Raw genomic sequence first — 15,923 nt, forward strand, 5'->3', positions numbered from 1 at the left:
CTTATTCGGCCTGGGTTGCGAATTCGGTTTTCAGGTCGACATTGGCTGCCGGTGCCGGCTGCACGGGAATGCCCGGCGCCAGGCGCTGAACGCCCTCGGTCACCACCTGTTCACCGGCCTGCAGCCCCTTTTGCACCAGCCAGGCGTTGCCCACGGTGCGCTCGGTTTCAATCTGGCGGACGCTTACCGTGTTGTCCTCGGCCAGCACCCAGACGGTTGGTACGCCGCGGGTATCGCGTGACACCGCTTGCTGGGGCACCAGGATGGCGTTCGGGCGGGTGCCTTCTTCCACCAGCGCGCGCACAAACATACCCGGCAGCAGCTTGCCATCCGGATTCGGGAACTCAGCCCGCAGGGTGACCGAGCCGGTGCCCTCATCGACCACCACTTCGGAGAACTTCAGCAAACCGGTGTGCGGATAGTCCTGGCCGTTCTCCAGCACCAGCGAGACTTCAACCACGTCGTTCTCATCGGCTTCAATCAGCCCGGCTTCGATAGCGCTCTGCAGGTCCAGGAGGCGGGTGACCGGTTGCACGATGTCCACGTAGATCGGGTCCAGTTGGGTGATGGTGGCCATTTCCTGCTGCTGGCCGCTGGTCACCAGGGCGCCTTCGCTGACTCGCGAACGGCTGATCTTGCCGGTGATCGGGGCTTTCACCCGGGTGTAGTTCATGTTGATGCTGGCGGCTTCGTATTCCGCCTCGGCGCTGCGCAGGGCAGCCAGGGCGTCGTCATACTGCTGCTGGCTGATGGAACGGGTGCCCACCAGGTTTTCGTAGCGCTTGGCCAGGTTGCGGGCATTGGTCAGGCTGGCATTGGCCCGGGCCAGGGCGGCCCGGTAGGGAGCGTCATCGATCTGGTACAGCACTGACCCCTCATCCACTACGCTGCCTTCAACGAACAGTCGCTCTTCAATAATGCCATTCACCTGTGGGCGAACCTCGGCAGTCCGCCAGGCGCGGGTGCGGCCAGGCAGGGCGGAAGACAGGGCCAGTGGTTGTTCTTCCACTTCATACACCCCCACCTGAGGCGCCGGGCGCTGGTTTTGTTGTTGCGGTGCCGGATCGCTGCATCCGGAGAGTACAAAAATACTGGTCAGCAGCAGCGCCAGCAGGCGGCTGTCGGGCAGGTGTTTGTTTGAAATCACAACGTTGTCCCCGTCTGTGGTTGGTTCGGAGGTAATGGGTTCATTGTATTGTATTGTATTGCGGGATTGTAACCGTATTGTGATACAAGGGTAACTTCGGATTCTACTGCGCCGGGGTCGGGAGCCTTGCTTGACATAGCCTGTCTGCGCGCTCGTAATACCGGGTGATCGCAAACCCACGAGTCAGGAATCCATGCAGCAAACAGAAGACACAGGGCACGAAGATCGTCGCCAGGGTGGCATTCAGGTGATTGCCCGGGCAGCGGCGATTATGCGCGAACTCGGAGAGTATCCCGACGGCCTGAGCCTGGCGGAAATCGCCCGGGCCGTGGCCTTGCCCCGCTCTACCATTCAGCGCATTATCGGTGCGCTGGAAACTGAAGGTTTTGTCGAAATGGTGCGGGCTGAAGGCGGTTACCGGCTGGGGCCGGAGCTCGGGCGCCTGCTTTACCACACCCGGATTGACGTGATTTCCGTGGCTCGTCCCCTGCTGGAAGAACTCAGCCACCAGATTGGTGAAACCCTGGTGTTCTGTGGCGTGGAAGCCAACCAGGTGCTTGTGATCGAGCGCATTGTGGCGGAGCGGGAGCTGCGGGTGGTGCCGGCTATGGGGGTGATTCACGTGCCTTTCCATACCACTGCGGTAGGCAAGGCCCTGTTGGCCAGCATGGAAGACAGCAAGGTTGAAAAGATTCTGCGGGATACTTTGCCGTCGGGTAGCGAAGGTGTGGCAGTAAAGCGCCAGTTGCTTGCAGACCTTGAAAAAATCCGCCAGACCGGCGTGGCAGAAGATTTCGAAGAATACATGCCGGATATTGCGGCATTCTCAGTGGCGATGGACACATACCTTGGCCGTTTTGCAGTGGCAGCAATTGTGCCCGTGAGTCGGGCAAGGACGCACCGCGATAAATACCTTGAACCCCTGAAAACCTTCAAGGCGAAGGTTGAAGCCCGAATCGGGGAGAGTTAAGCATGCAGTTGATTCTCGGCCTGGCCCTGGCGGCCGCCGTGTTTGTCATCCTGAAAAAATGGGGCGCGCTGTCGCCGGAAGGCCAGAAAGCGGCCATCTGGAAAGTGGTGCTGGTGGCCGGCGGTGCCCTGTTGCTGTTTATGGTGCTGACTGGCCGGGTGCACGTGATCACTGCCGGTATTGCGGCACTGATTCCGCTGCTGAGAAAACTGCCGGCGCTGATGCGGTACGCGCCGATGTTCCGTAAGGCCATGGGTGATTCATCCGGGCCGGAATCGGCCGGACAGGCCGGTACGGGTGACCAGCGGGCACCGGTTGCCGGCGCCATGACCGAGCGGGAAGCCTGCGATATTCTGGGGGTGACGCCGGGTTGCACCCGTGAAGAGGTGGTGGCTGCCCACCGCAAGCTGATGCAGAAGGTGCATCCGGATCGCGGTGGTAACGATTACCTGGCCGCCAAGCTCAACGAAGCCCGGGACCTGCTGATCGGCAAACGCGGCGCCTGATCAGGGCAGGATCTCCACTTTCACATCAATGGCCAGCTGTTCCGCCAGGCTGCTGTTGCGCTGATAGACCAGGCCGCCCTGCTGGCGGCTTTCTGATGTGCTGACCCCGCCCAGAGACACCCATTGCCCCGGCTCCACCCGGCGGATGGTCACCAGCGCCTCGGTTTCATAGCCGGGCAGTGCTGCCGGGTCTTCCTCGAACGATACAATGTTCAGCTCCACTGCCTGGTCGGAAATTGACTGGGGGCTGACCACAAACCCGCTGCGGGTTTCCACCTGTTCCAGGATCACCGCCGGGTTGCGGCCACCCTGAACGGCGAAGGGCAGGGTGCGCACGCTGCCGGAGGTAATGTGGGCCGATTGCCCGTCCTGAACCACCAGGTGGCGCTGGGAGCTTGAGTTGCTGGAACGGCTGCTTTGCTCGACCCCGGCGGATACCCGGTTGCGGTTTACGCTGACACCAGCACCGGAACCCGAGCTGTCTGAACTCTGCTGGTAGCGCACGGTAATGCGCATCTGTACCGGAGGTACATCCAGCGAGCCGACCAGGGTGCCGATTTCATCCAGCAACACAGGCTCTCCCCTTACAACCAGTTGTGTTCCACGGGCCGTTACCGACACCGGAGCTTGCTGGTACAGGGTGCGTACCTGCTGCGCCATGTCTTCGGCGGTGCGGTTCTGCAGCTGGTAAATGCGGGTTTCCTGTTCTGCCCGGGCCGCCGCCGGAGCCGCCAGGCCAAGTATCAGAACGGCCAGCAGGGCCAGTGTGGAAAACCGGGCGAAAGGATTGTGCATCTGGGCCTCCGAAGCCACGTTAACGACAACTGCCGGAAAATAATCCGGATTGCGGGTTGCCAATCTGAAAACCGCGGGTATATAGTGAAAAGCATGAAGACTCTACACGCAGCCTGTCAATTGAACGTTCTGAAAGCTTTCGGTGAAAAACTGAAGGCCGCAGGTTCAGCTGTGTATTTTTGGTGGTTTGGTTATGGCTTTTATTTTAGCCAGAGCCCGGGCCGCCCGTAAGATCTTCATCGACCGAATACAACGAGGAAGGCAGCCCGGCAAGCAACCCAGGCTGCCACCGGACTCAAAAAGCCCCGACTGGTAGCCCAGCCGGGGCTTTTTTGATTCTGACACAGGGAAACGGGAACACAGACATGAACATGCCGCTGAAATCTGAAACACTGGATGCGCAAACCTCAAGCGCCTGCCAGCACCGCCAGGAAGCCAGACTGCCCTCCGCCGCCGAGTTGCGCCAGCAGTTTCCGGCCGATGAGCAACGGGTGCGGGCCATTGCCGGTTACCGTGATCAGATCCGCGCCGTGCTGCACGGTCAGGACGACCGCACTTTGATCGTTATGGGCCCGTGTTCCATTCACGACGAACAGGCCGCCCTGGATTACGCCACCCGCCTGAAAGCGCTGTCAGACGACGTCAGTGACCGGTTCCTGATTGTCATGCGCGCCTACCTGGAAAAACCCCGCACCACCGTGGGCTGGAAAGGTCTGTTGTACGATCCGGAGCGTACCGGCCAGGGCGACCTGAAGCAGGGCCTGGAGCGTTCCCGCAAGTTGTTGCTGGCGTTATCCGAGCTTGGCCTGCCGTTGGCCACCGAAGCCCTGAGCCCGTTCATGATGGATTATCTGGGGGACCTGGTGAGCTGGACTGCCATCGGCGCCCGCACCACCGAATCCCAGATCCACCGGGAAATGGTCAGCGGCCTGCCTATGCCCACCGGGTTCAAAAATGGCACCGACGGCGGTATTACCGTAGCCAGCCATGCCATGAAGTCTGCCTCGCACCCTCACCACCACATGGGCATTTCCCACAGTGGCGCGCCGGTGATGATTTCCACCGTTGGCAATCCGGACACCCACCTGGTGCTGCGCGGCGGCCGGGGCGTGACCAACTACGATGAGCTGAGCATCGCCAAGGCAGTGGCAGAGCTGGAAAAAGCCGGCGTATCAACGGCCGTGATGGTGGACTGCAGCCACGACAACGCCTGCAAACAGGCCGAGCGGCAAGTGGACATTGCCCGGGATGTGATGGCCCAGAAGCGCAATGGCAACCGGCACATCAAGGGCCTGATGCTGGAAAGCTTCCTGGAATTCGGTCGCCAGGATGACGGTAAAGAGCTGGTCTACGGCTGCTCGATTACCGATCCGTGCCTGGGCTGGGAACAGACGGAGGCTCTGATCCGCTCACTGTAGACAACAACAGTTGCCCGGCCAGCAGTACCAGAATGCCCCCCATGGCCCGGTCGAGCCAGTGTCCGAACCGGTTGAAACCGCGGCGGACACGGGGGTGGGTAAAGAACACCGCCACCATGGCAAACCACAGGCCCGTGGCCAGTGCCATGTACAGGCCATAGCCTGCCTGCAGCAGAATGGGTGTGCCCGGGTTGATCACCACCGAGAACAGGGACACAAAGAACAGCGTTGCCTTGGGGTTCAGGGCGTTGGTCAGAAACCCGAGCCGGAAGGCTGCCATTCCTGTCTGTTGGGTCTTTTCAGCCGCATCCACATGCACTCCGCCCGGCCTGGCCCGCAGACAGTGCCAGGCGATGTACAGCAGATAAACCGCGCCAACCACTTTCAACACGGTGAACAGCATCACCGATTGCTGGATGATCAGTCCGATACCCAGCAGCGAATAGCCCACGTGCAGCAGAATCCCCAGGCCAATACCGATGGCGGTCAGCAAGGCGTTGCGCCGTGACTGAGTGAGGGCCTGGCGCAGCATCACCGCAAAGTCCGGCCCGGGGCTCGCTACCGCCAACAGGTGCACCAGAGCCACCGTAAGAAATTCCAGCCAGTAATTCTGCACCTGTTTGCTCCTGTTAACGTAGTGACCTGTTGAGCTTTATGGTTGTAAACCGATGAAGGTGATTGCCGGCAAGCATAGAAGGATTTTTTTCCGGTTTCACCTGTCAGGATTCCGTAAGCTTTCTATACTTATAACTTAACCTGCAGAAAAGACGGGAATTTCCGGTTTTCATAGGAGGCCAGATGAACAAGCGTGACGTGGATGTAGCGATCATCGGCGCCGGCACGGCCGGCATGGTGGCTTATCAGCGGGTGGCAAAGAAAACCGACCGTGTGGTGTTGATCGAGGGCGAACAGTACGGCACAACCTGTGCCCGGGTGGGCTGCATGCCCAGCAAACTGCTGATTGCCGCCGCCGAGCGGGCCCACGACCTGAAATCCGCCGGCGACTTCGGTGTGCTGGCTGGCGATGTCCGCATTGATGGCCGGCTGGTAATGCAGCGGGTACGTGCCGAGCGGGACAAGTTTGTGGCGCCGGTGGTTCGCTCCATGGAAAAACTGCCGGAAGAGCATCGCCTGATGGGCCATGCCCGCTTTCTGGATGCCCACCGGCTGGAAGTCGGCGACCATACCGAAGTCCGTGCCGATCGCATCATCATCGCCACCGGCTCCCGCCCCAACATACCGGGTATCTTCAAGGAAGCCCGGGACCGGCTGATTGTGAACGACGACATCTTCGACTGGCAGGACCTTCCAGGCTCTGTCGCGGTCTTCGGCCCCGGGGTCATCGGCCTGGAGCTGGGGCAGGCATTAAGCCGGCTGGGGGTGAAGGTGCACCTGTTCGGCGTCAGCGGCGGCATCGGCGGGCTGCGGGATGAGAAAATCCGTGACTACGCACTGAAAACCTTCAGCGAAGAGTTTGCCTTCAGTCCGAAAACCGAAACCCGCCGGGTAGAGCGTACAGACGGTGGTGTGCAGATTACCTGGCTGGAAGACGGCAAAGAGCACCAGGAAACCTTCGACTATCTTCTGGCGGCCACCGGGCGCCGGCCGAATATCGATAACCTGGACATCCAGAACGCCGGCATCGAGCTGGACGACCGGGGCATGCCGGAGTTTGACCCTTACACCCTGCGCTGCGGCGACAGCCATATTTTTATCGTCGGGGATGTGAATAACCACCGGCCGTTGCTGCATGAGGCCGCAGATGAAGGCCGCATCGCCGGAGACAACGCAGCGGCATATCCGGAGGTACAGACCGGATTGCGCAAAACCCCGCTGGCCGTGGTGTTCAGCGATCCGCAGATTGCCTCGGTGGGCCTGACCATTCACCAGGTGGATGAAAAGTGCCGGGGCTGCTTTGCCGTCGGAGAAGTAAGTTTCGAGAACCAGGGGCGCAGCAAGGTAATCGGCAAGAACCGGGGCCTGCTGCGGGTGTATGGCGAACATGGCAGCGGATTGTTCATGGGCGCGGAAATGTTCGGCCCTGCGGCCGAGCATATTGCCCACCTGCTGGCGTGGTGCGCCCAGAAGCGAATGACCGTCAGTGAAATGCTCGAAATGCCTTTCTACCACCCGGTGATTGAAGAAGGGTTGAGGACCGCCCTGAAAAACCTCAACAGAAACCTCAGGCTGGGGCCGGAACCTGCTGAGGGTTGTATGGATTGCGGGCCTGGCGTCTGAGCCGGCCCGCTTCTGTTATATCCGTAATTGATCTGAATCAGCCGTTTCAGGGCGTGTTGTGCCGTACGATCAAGGGCCTGGCGGTTGCATTTCGCTGATACCGTGCCCATATCTTCTCATGGAAGAAGTAGGCAACGGTGTTGATGGTCGGCTCAACCATGGCGATCAGGCTGCCGATCAGAATGTCGCCGGTCAGCAGATAGGCTACGGAGAACGCCACCACGAAGTGCGTGATTGCAAAGGTGATGGTTTTTAACAGTGACTGGTCACCGTTGGCACTGTGGTTGTGAACGAACAGTTTCAGTGCGCTCATGATCAACTCCGTTTTCGTAGGGTCTATGGGTGTATTGAAGATCAAACGAGAATTATTTCCAAATAGATCTTGTGATTATCGTCGATAGCATCGGCCTATGGGTTTCTGGTTTTTGATATAATCTTATGCTATCGCAAGTATTGAAGAACTAAACTTCAGTTATAGCCGACGACTGAGTAGAGTGGTTGGCAGATAAACCCAAAACGCGAATCAGGAGGTTCAATATGGGTAAGAACTTTATTGGTCTGGACACGGAAAAGACCCAGAAACTGGCAGACTCGCTTAATGAGTTGCTGTCCAACTACCAGATTTTTTACATGAACGTTCGTGGCTATCACTGGAACATCAAGGGCGACAATTTCTTTGAGCTGCACGCCAAGTTTGAAGAACTGTATGATGACCTGTTGCTGAAGATTGATGAGATCGCCGAGCGTGTTCTGACCTTGGGCCACCGTCCGGCGCACGCTTACAGCACCTACATCGAGAAGTCCGATGTGCCCGAGCGTAAGGATGTGTCTGATGGCAAAGAAGCCGTGGGCAACATCGTAGAGAGCTTCGGGAAACTGATCGCCAAGCAGCGTGATCTGCTGAATCTGGCCGGTGAGGCTCAAGACGAAGGCACCGTTGCCCTGATGAGTGACTACATCTCCCAGCAGGAAAAAACGGTGTGGATGTACCGGAGTTACCTTGGCCAGTAAGTTGTCATAACACGGCCGAATGGGCACATGGTGGTATCAGGCCGCCACGTGCCTTTCATTAATATGTCATGGTCCTGTCTTATTTCCTTCCCGATCCTGTAACAGCGGTGAAATAGGTTTCTTTGCTACCGAGTTAGTTTTCTAACAAAGCAAAGGAGCGTTCCGTGCAAAACCCAAAAACCATTTTCAAACCATCACTGCTGGCTATCAGTGTCTCGGCTGTCTTGTTGAGCGGCTGCCTGTCATCCGATAACGACAACACTCCGCCAGTAGAGGCACCCCCTGCAGTCACCGGCCTGACTCTCGAATTCGTAGGGCGATATAGCTCCGGTGTGTTTGGTGAAAGCGCTGCAGAAATCACCGGGTATGACGCCGCCAGCCGCAGAGCGTTTGTGGTAAACGCTCTTGAAGGATCACTGAATGTGCTGGATATGAGTGACCCATCAGCGCCAACGCTGGTTGATACCCTGACGGTTGGTGACATTGCTGATAATGCGGTTGTTAACAGCGTTGCAGTTCAGGACGGACTGGTTGCAGTCGCCATCGAGGCATCACCCAAAACAGCGCCCGGCTTCGCTGCGGTTTACGACGCCGCCACGCTGTCGCTCCGTGGGTCAGTGCAGGTTGGTGCGCAGCCCGACATGCTGACCTTTACCCCGGATGGCCAATACCTGTTAGTTGCCAATGAGGGTGAGCCGAGTGACGACTATCAGATTGATCCGGAAGGCTCTGTTTCCGTCATTAATGTGACTGACCCTGACAACCTGCAGGTCAGGACGGCGGATTTTACCGCCTTCAATAGCCAGAGAGCACAGCTGGTGGCGGATGGTGTTCGGGTATTCGGGCCGGGTGCCAGTGTCGCCCAGGATATGGAGCCGGAGTACATCACAGTGAACGCCGACAGCACCACTGCATGGGTGGCGTTGCAGGAGAGCAACGCACTGGCGAAAGTGGACATCGCCTCGGCCACCATCACGGAGATCCTGCCGCTGGGCTACAAGGATCATGGTATTGAAGGCCAGGGTCTGGATGCCAGTGACCGCAATGGTGAAGTCGATATCAGGGCATGGCCGGGCATCCTCGGCATGTACCATCCGGATGCCATCGCCAGCTTCACCAATAACGGTGAGACTTTCATCCTGACCGCCAACGAGGGCGATGCCCGGGCCTGGGGTGAGGATAACCCAGCCTATTGGGGGCCTGAAGATTCGGAAGACCCTGACTTTGGTGGTGATGCCAATCAGGGCTTTGTCGAGGAAATACGATTCAAGCATTTGTTCCACAAGAACGGTTTTGAACGCCGTCTGGGCGATGACATGCCGCCACAACTGTTCGACCTGGCGAAAGGCGCACTGCTGAATCCCGAGGTGTTCGACTACTGCGGCGCCAGTGCCGGTGAGCCGGGCGGCTGTCGTGAAGATGAGCAGTTGGGCCGACTCACGGTGACCTGGACCATGGGCTACCGCACCGATGAAAACGGTGACCCTGTGATGTTCAATACCGCCGGTGTTGAGGACCCTGCAGGTGACCGGCTGATGTATGACGAGGTATACGCATTCGGTGGCCGTTCCATGGCGATCTGGTCCGCTGATGGTGATCTGGTGTGGGATTCCGGCGACATGGTTGAGCAGTATCTGGCCAGTGATGCCTGCCTTGCCGGGTCGCAGCGAGATATCCCCTGCGCGGAGTTCTTCAACTCGAACCACAGTGCTGGCGATTCGTTCCTGAACCGCTCGGATAACAAGGGGCCAGAGCCGGAAGCGGTAACAGCGGCCACCTTTGGTGATCGTACGTTTGCTTTCCTTGGTCTTGAGCGTATGGGTGGTGTCATGGTGTTTGACATCACCAATCCGCAGTCGCCGTCGATCGTGGACTATCTCAATACGCGGGAAGAGTGGGTGATGGACCCGGAAACCAACCTGGCTATCGCCGGTGATCTGGGAATCGAAGACATTACGGTGATACCCGCGGACCTGTCACCAAACGGCGACGTGCTCTTGCTTACCGGTAATGAAGTGAGTGGCACCACCGCGGTGTATCGAGTGGTTCTGCAATACGCCGAGTAATCGGTTAACGCAGTCTGTAAAACAACCCCGTCCTCTGGACGGGGTTTGTCGTTGTGCATCGCAACCCTTTGCTGACAGTCAGGTTTCACACAACTGACATATATAGTTAACAAATCGTTCATAAACCATCGCCATAGTGACATCACGAAATTCAACACCGATCAAGAATGATCACTGATGGAGAAGAACGTAATGAAAAAGCAATTGCTGGCACTGGCTATCGGTTCCATGGTTGTCGCGCCGTCTGTGGCGATGGCTGACAAGGGCCCGACTGTTTACGGTAAAGTGAACGTTTCTTACGAAAACTTTGATAATGGCACCGACGACGCATGGCGCCTACAGAGCAACGCTTCACGCATCGGTGTGAAGGGTGACCTGGACCTTGACGTTGAGAACCTGAAAGCGATTTAGCAGGCTGAGTTCCAGATCGCTGTAGATGACGGCGACAACAGCGGCCAGACTTTCAGCCAGCGCAACATCTTCGGTGGTTTCCAGCACAAGCAGCTGGGTACTCTGAAAGCTGGTAAATTCGACACCCCGTTCAAGGTTTCCCAGGGCAAGATTGATCAGTTCGGCGACCTGGAAGGCGATATCAACAAGATCGTTAAAGGCGACGTTCGCGCCAACAACATCGTTCAGTACACCACTCCGAAGCTGGCTGATGCCTTCAGTGTGAACCTGGCACTGATCCCGGGTGAGGCGGCTGGTACTGATCGTGACGGCGTTGCCGACAGCATCTCTTCCTCTCTGGTATTCGACAACGGCTCTATCTACGCGTCTGTTGGTTATGACTCAGAAGTGAGCACTACCCTGAACGACCTGGGCAGTTCAACTCTGGTTGATGCCTTCCACATCGCCGCCAAAGCCAACATCCAGAACTTTGAACTCGGCGCCCTGTTCCAGCAGTCCGAGAACAGCGATTCCATCGGTGGCATGGACTATGAAGACACCACCTACATCGTCAGTGCAGCCGTCAAGCTGGAAGCTGAAAGCCCAGTACGGTATGACTGATCTGGATACGTCTGATGACGACCTGACCCTGATGGCTGTCGGCGCAGACTACAAGGTTGGCAAGAGCAGCAAAGTGTTCGGTTACTACGCCAATGTTGAAGCGGACAAGGGTGCTAAAGACGACACCACTTTCGGTATCGGTTTCGAGCACAACTTCTCCATGTAATACCCATTTCATGTAGCGTCACTTCGCCGGGCCCCGCAAGGGCCCGGCTTTTTGCGTTTCAGCCGACGGCTTTCAGGGTAGGCACATCCTGATGCAGGAACCATTTCTCCGTCACTACCTTTCGGGTAAACCAGTGCGAGCGCATCAATGTGCTGGCGAGGGGCTGCTTCAGCCATTCCGGTAGCTCCCAGCCAGCTGCCGGTTCACTGGCACGGTTGCCAAAGCGTTCTGCAATGCGCTCACCGTAGCGCTGTAGCGCGGCGGCAGAAAAGTCGGGGGCGTGAAGAATCACGTCCGCCGCCATCAAGGCAGATTCAATGGCAGGGCGGATACCCTCACCGCTCTGGGTGTAAGCCAGGCCCGCTGCATCTCCGATCAGTAGTACGCCGTCATCCACCAGCGGCCGGTTGGCATGGGCATACAGCAGATAGGCGTGACCCTTGAACCGGCCGGGCAGGTCGGCGGGAATGCGGCCGGCCTGTTTCATATCTTCTACAAAGGCTTCCAGGTGATCCGTCAGCCGGTGGTTGTCTTCCCGGCCCAGGCCAATGTTCAGGTAGCTGCCTTTTCGGAACACCCAGGCATAGCCCTTGAGATCGCGGCAGAACCAGAGTTCGGGGGTATCGCCCCGGGCTTCGCAAGAGTGGGCCTGTTCCGGAGTCATCTCGAACTCTACTTCCTTGGCCGCAACCACGGTTTCATGCTTGCCGGGGCCGTTGCCCAGCTGCCGGGCCACCGGGCAGAAGTGACCGCCGGCGCCCACCAGTAACGGCGCCTGCCATTGTTCGTTGATTACCCAGTTGCCGTTGTCACGGGTAATGGATTTTACCGGCGTACCCAGCTGTTTGGTGCAGGACACCCGGCCAAGCAGGTAGTCATCAAACTCGCAGCGGCGGATGCCGTAACTGACCACTTCACCGTGGTCGTTCTCCACCGCGTCCTGGCCCATCATGCCGATGCGGAAGCGGCGAATGGGTTGCAGGGTGCGGCCATTGCCATACTCGTTGGCATCAATATCCAGGCTTGCCAGTACCGCGGGGGTTACCCAGCCTGCGCAGGTTTTATCCCGGGGGAATTCGGCCTTGTCGATAATCAGCACCTGCTTGCCCGCGCCCTCAATGGCCCTCGCCAGGGTGGAACCGGCAGGGCCGGCACCGACAATGATCGCGTCGTAGTAATCCATCAAACGCCCTCCGGTGTGGCAGGAAAGGTATAAAGGTCCTGCCGGCTCTGGGGCAGTTGATTGTTATCGCCGTGGGTGAACACCACCTGGAACAGCTGCAATGAGCCGGCCCGGAAGGCTGCAATGGAGCCGGCCAGGTACAGCCGCCATGCCCGGGTGAAGCGCTCGTCGTACATCTCCGTTACCTTGTCCTGGTTGGCGGTGAAATTGTCCATCCAGTGGCTCAGGGTCTGGGCGTAGTGCAGGCGCAGGTTCTCCACATCCAGCACCGAGAAATCGCTGTGTTCGCAGAGCTCCATGAACTCGCCAATGCTGGGCGGGTAGGCGCCGGGGAAAATCCGTTTCTCGATCCAGGCGTTCATCAGCATCGGCCGGTTGCGCCCGATACTGTGCAGCAGGGCGATGCCATCGGGTTTGAGGGAGCGTTTGATCAGTTCCGACAGGGCGGGGTAGTTGTCCTTGCCCACATGCTCCAGCATGCCGATGGAGACGAACGCATCGTACTGGCCTTCAATGTTGCGGTAGTCGTCTTCCACATAGGTGACCAGGTTATCCAGGCCCTGCCGCTCTGCTTCGGCCCGGGCATAGGCCAGCTGCGCCCGGGAAATGTTGTAGGCATGCACGGTTACCCCGTAGTTGCGAGCCATATAACGGGCCAGGCCGCCCCAGCCGCAACCGGCTTCCACTACGGTCATGCCCGGTTTCAGGCGCAGTTTGCGGCACACATGTTCCAGCTTGGCCAGTTGGGCCTGTTCCAGGGTCTTGTCTGCCTGCTCGTAATAGGCGCAGGTGTACTGCATTTCCGCACTATCCAGCCACAGCTGGTAGAACTCGTTGCCCAGGTCGTAGTGGTGGTGGATGTTTTCCCTGGCTTCGGAAATCCCGGTAGGCCGGGGGTTGTGGTTGCGCCAAAGTGCATCCAGCCATTTCGGCCACTTCTGCCGGGCCGCATGAACCGCCCGGTACATGGCCTCCATAAGATCCGGCAGGTCGCCGTCTACTTCCAGCCGGCCGGCGCTGTACAGGTCTCCGAACGCCAGGTTGGGATTGGCCACCAGTGAATACAGGGCTTTGGGGTCGGCCAGGCTCAGGGTGAACCGGGCGGGTTGCTGCTCCGGTTCGATGGTCTCGCCGTTCCACAGGCGGAAGCGCACCGGTGGCGAACCGGCCATACGCATCAGCTTGGCCACCAGCCAGCGCTCGTAGCTGTGGGGTTCCCGGTCGGTCTGGCTGTTCTCCAGGGGCAGGGTCAGCACATGGCCCTGGGCTCTTGGGTCGCTTCCGCTATATTCCGGTTTGCGGGCGGTGTTCTGTGTCACGGCAGGCTCTCCCTTTGTTCTCTGTGCTCCTGTGCGGTCCCGAAATCAGGCTGAGAGTCGCGTTTCTGATTCAGTATAGAAAATAATCAGGATTTGTCCGGTATTGGCGAAAACGGAGGGCAAAGCGGGGAGAAAAGCGGGATCGGGCGGGTGCCCGATCCCGGAAGGTACAAGTCTTAGTAGGTAGCACTCATGCCAAACCATTCAGGGAATATGATGATCATCGCCAGCACCAGGATCTGGAGCAGGATGAACGGCAGTATGCCCTTGTAGATATCGGTGGTTTTGACGTTCGGTGGTGCCACCCCTTTCAGGTAGAACAGGGCGAACCCGAACGGTGGCGTCAGGAAGCTGGTTTGCAGGTTCATGGCCACCAGGATGGCGAACCAGAGCATGTTGATGCCCAGGGCTTCGGCCACCGGCGCCAGGATCGGCACGATGATGAAGGAAATCTCCACGAAGTCGATAAAGAAGCCCAGAACCAGGATCACCAGCATGGCCAGGATGATAAAGCCCCACTGCTCGCCCGGCAGCATCAGCAGCCATTCTTCAAGCAGGTAGTCGCCGCCGGTGTAGCTGAACACCATGGAGAAGGCGGTGGCACCGATCAGGATGGCGAACACCATGGCGGTTACGCTGACGGTGTCCTTGGCCGCATCCCACACCATCTTGAACGAGAACTGGCGATAGATGATGGCCAGGACCACCGCACCCACACCACCCAGTGCGGACGATTCGGTGGGGGTGGCAATGCCGGTAAAGATCGAGCCCAGCACCACCACAATCAGTGCCAGCGGAGGGATAATCGCGAGCAACGCATCGCGGATTTCCTTGCCACGGCTAATGCTGTCATCCGGCGGCATGGCCGGCGCTGTCTGGGGCTTGAGGCGGGTGATCACCAGGATATAGACAATGTACAAGCCGATCAGAACGATGCCGGGCATCACTGCGGCCTTGAACAGGTCGCCCACCGGCAGGCCCAGAACATCCCCCAGAATGATCAGGATAATAGACGGCGGCACAATCTGGCCCAGGGTGCCAGACGCACAGATAGTACCGGTGGCCAGGCGCTTGTCGTAGTTATGGGCCAGCATCACCGGCAGGGAGATCAGGCCCATGGCTACCACACTGGCGCCGACCACACCGGTGGACGCAGCCAGCAATGCGCCCACCAGGATGGTGGAGATAGCCAGGCCGCCCGGCAGGCCGCCAAACAGCCGGCCCATGGACGTGAGCAGCTGCTCGGCCAGCCTGGTGCGCTGCAGCACCACGCCCATGAAGATAAACAGCGGCACGGCCATCAAAACGGTGTTCTGCATCACACTCATGATGCGGTAGGGCATGAACGCGAACAGGTCCATGCCTTCAGCGAAGATACCAAAGAACAGCGCCACGCCACCGAAGGTGAAAGCCACCGGGAAACCCAGCATCAGCATGACCAGTGCCACGCCGAACATAATCATGCCGATCATGCCAGACCTCCCGCACTGTGCTCGCCTTCGTATTCTTTATCACCTGCCATCACCCTCAGGGCGTAGGTGGCCATGTTCAGGCCGGCGGTCGCCATAAACACGGCAGAGAAAGGAATCACGGCCTTGATAATCCAGCGGTGCGGCAGGCCGCCGGGGTCGCCGCTGCCTTCACCCATCTGGTAGGCGTCCTGGGCAAAGCTGTAACCGTAGAAGCCGATCAGGTAGGCGAAGGGGATTACAAAAATCAGGGCGCCAACCAGGTTCACCCAGGCTTTACGCTTCTGGCTCCAGTTGGTGTAGAACACGTCTACCCGAACGTGGCTGTCTGTGCGCAGGGCATAGGGAATGCCCAGCAGGAACACCACCGAATACAGGTGCCATTCCATTTCCTGCATGGCGATGGATACGTCGTTAAACACATACCTTGTGAGCACATCGTAGAACACGTTGACGGCCATCAGGATCATGGCAATGCACGCCACCCAGCCGCACACTTTCGAGACCCAGGCCAGGCCCTCGTCCAGTTTTATTATCCAGCGCATCTGTACATCGTCCTCCGCAGAGCGGATTTCCTGTTCTGATTAGAAAGCAAAAAGCCGGGACCTCTCCAAGAGCGATCCC

Annotated in this window: 15 protein-coding genes and 1 pseudogene; 8 read left to right on the forward strand and 8 right to left on the reverse strand. The window is 58.6% G+C overall.

Annotated features, from left to right (window positions below; all coding sequences use genetic code 11):
• Position 1: 1 nt before the first annotated feature.
• On the reverse strand, positions 2-1,144 hold the full coding sequence (locus tag AC13DJ_RS15290; protein WP_273132492.1) for an efflux RND transporter periplasmic adaptor subunit: 1,143 nt from the start codon (positions 1,142-1,144) through the stop codon (positions 2-4).
• Positions 1,145-1,340: 196 nt separating this feature from the next.
• On the opposite strand from AC13DJ_RS15290, the gene AC13DJ_RS15295 reads away from it, so the two are divergent.
• On the forward strand, positions 1,341-2,117 hold the full coding sequence (locus AC13DJ_RS15295; RefSeq protein WP_022988413.1) for an IclR family transcriptional regulator: 777 nt from the start codon (positions 1,341-1,343) through the stop codon (positions 2,115-2,117).
• 2 nt (positions 2,118-2,119) lie between these two features.
• Complete coding sequence (locus tag AC13DJ_RS15300; RefSeq protein ID WP_199458199.1) at positions 2,120-2,623, forward strand: DnaJ domain-containing protein; 504 nt, start codon at positions 2,120-2,122, stop codon at positions 2,621-2,623.
• Here AC13DJ_RS15300 and AC13DJ_RS15305 read toward each other — a convergent pair whose 3' ends face one another.
• Positions 2,624-3,418, reverse strand: coding sequence for a secretin N-terminal domain-containing protein (locus AC13DJ_RS15305; RefSeq protein WP_482933380.1), 795 nt, complete (start codon positions 3,416-3,418; stop codon positions 2,624-2,626).
• 365 nt (positions 3,419-3,783) lie between these two features.
• Between AC13DJ_RS15305 and AC13DJ_RS15310 the strand changes: the two genes are divergently transcribed.
• Positions 3,784-4,836: a 3-deoxy-7-phosphoheptulonate synthase gene (locus AC13DJ_RS15310; RefSeq protein WP_482933379.1), complete on the forward strand. Its 1,053-nt coding sequence runs from the start codon at positions 3,784-3,786 to the stop codon at positions 4,834-4,836.
• On the opposite strand, the gene AC13DJ_RS15315 is transcribed toward AC13DJ_RS15310, so the two are convergent.
• A complete protein-coding gene (locus AC13DJ_RS15315; RefSeq protein ID WP_482933378.1) occupies positions 4,781-5,452 on the reverse strand; it encodes a LysE family translocator in 672 nt (223 codons plus the stop codon). The two genes, AC13DJ_RS15310 and AC13DJ_RS15315, sit on opposite strands and share 56 nt — an antisense overlap.
• Before the next feature lie 182 nt (positions 5,453-5,634).
• Between AC13DJ_RS15315 and AC13DJ_RS15320 the strand changes: the two genes are divergently transcribed.
• Positions 5,635-7,074, forward strand: coding sequence for a dihydrolipoyl dehydrogenase (locus AC13DJ_RS15320; RefSeq protein WP_482933377.1), 1,440 nt, complete (start codon positions 5,635-5,637; stop codon positions 7,072-7,074).
• 46 nt (positions 7,075-7,120) lie between these two features.
• Here AC13DJ_RS15320 and AC13DJ_RS15325 read toward each other — a convergent pair whose 3' ends face one another.
• The gene (locus tag AC13DJ_RS15325) at positions 7,121-7,387 is read right to left on the reverse strand and encodes a DUF2061 domain-containing protein (RefSeq protein ID WP_197463799.1); all 267 of its coding nucleotides are present in this window, start codon (positions 7,385-7,387) and stop codon (positions 7,121-7,123) included.
• 224 nt (positions 7,388-7,611) lie between these two features.
• On the opposite strand from AC13DJ_RS15325, the gene AC13DJ_RS15330 reads away from it, so the two are divergent.
• From AC13DJ_RS15330 to AC13DJ_RS15345, 4 genes and pseudogenes are all read left to right on the forward strand, one after another.
• Positions 7,612-8,085, forward strand: coding sequence for a Dps family protein (locus AC13DJ_RS15330; protein WP_072676187.1), 474 nt, complete (start codon positions 7,612-7,614; stop codon positions 8,083-8,085).
• A 164-nt stretch (positions 8,086-8,249) separates the two neighbouring features.
• The gene (locus AC13DJ_RS15335; protein WP_476131584.1) at positions 8,250-10,151 is read left to right on the forward strand and encodes a choice-of-anchor I family protein; all 1,902 of its coding nucleotides are present in this window, start codon (positions 8,250-8,252) and stop codon (positions 10,149-10,151) included.
• Between the two features lie 252 nt (positions 10,152-10,403).
• Positions 10,404-11,162: pseudogene (locus tag AC13DJ_RS15340) on the forward strand (porin).
• Positions 11,155-11,328, forward strand: a complete 174-nt coding sequence (locus tag AC13DJ_RS15345; protein WP_474540473.1) for a hypothetical protein — start codon at positions 11,155-11,157, stop codon at positions 11,326-11,328. Before AC13DJ_RS15340 ends, AC13DJ_RS15345 begins: the two are co-directional and overlap by 8 nt.
• 58 nt (positions 11,329-11,386) lie before the next feature.
• On the opposite strand, the gene AC13DJ_RS15350 is transcribed toward AC13DJ_RS15345, so the two are convergent.
• From AC13DJ_RS15350 to AC13DJ_RS15365, 4 genes are all read right to left on the reverse strand, one after another.
• Positions 11,387-12,511 (reverse strand): NAD(P)/FAD-dependent oxidoreductase, encoded by a 1,125-nt coding sequence (locus tag AC13DJ_RS15350; RefSeq protein ID WP_474543750.1) that lies wholly within the window; start codon positions 12,509-12,511, stop codon positions 11,387-11,389.
• Entirely contained in the window at positions 12,511-13,830 is a 1,320-nt protein-coding gene (locus AC13DJ_RS15355) for a class I SAM-dependent methyltransferase (protein ID WP_474541153.1), read from the reverse strand. The genes AC13DJ_RS15350 and AC13DJ_RS15355 overlap by 1 nt, the downstream gene beginning before the upstream one ends.
• 176 nt (positions 13,831-14,006) lie before the next feature.
• On the reverse strand, positions 14,007-15,302 hold the full coding sequence (locus AC13DJ_RS15360) for a TRAP transporter large permease (protein WP_474541154.1): 1,296 nt from the start codon (positions 15,300-15,302) through the stop codon (positions 14,007-14,009).
• A complete protein-coding gene (locus AC13DJ_RS15365) occupies positions 15,299-15,844 on the reverse strand; it encodes a TRAP transporter small permease subunit (RefSeq protein WP_288372871.1) in 546 nt (181 codons plus the stop codon). Before AC13DJ_RS15365 ends, AC13DJ_RS15360 begins: the two co-directional genes overlap by 4 nt.
• Positions 15,845-15,923: the final 79 nt, after the last annotated feature.

It is taken from the genome of Marinobacter sp. L-46 (genome assembly GCF_056859535.1).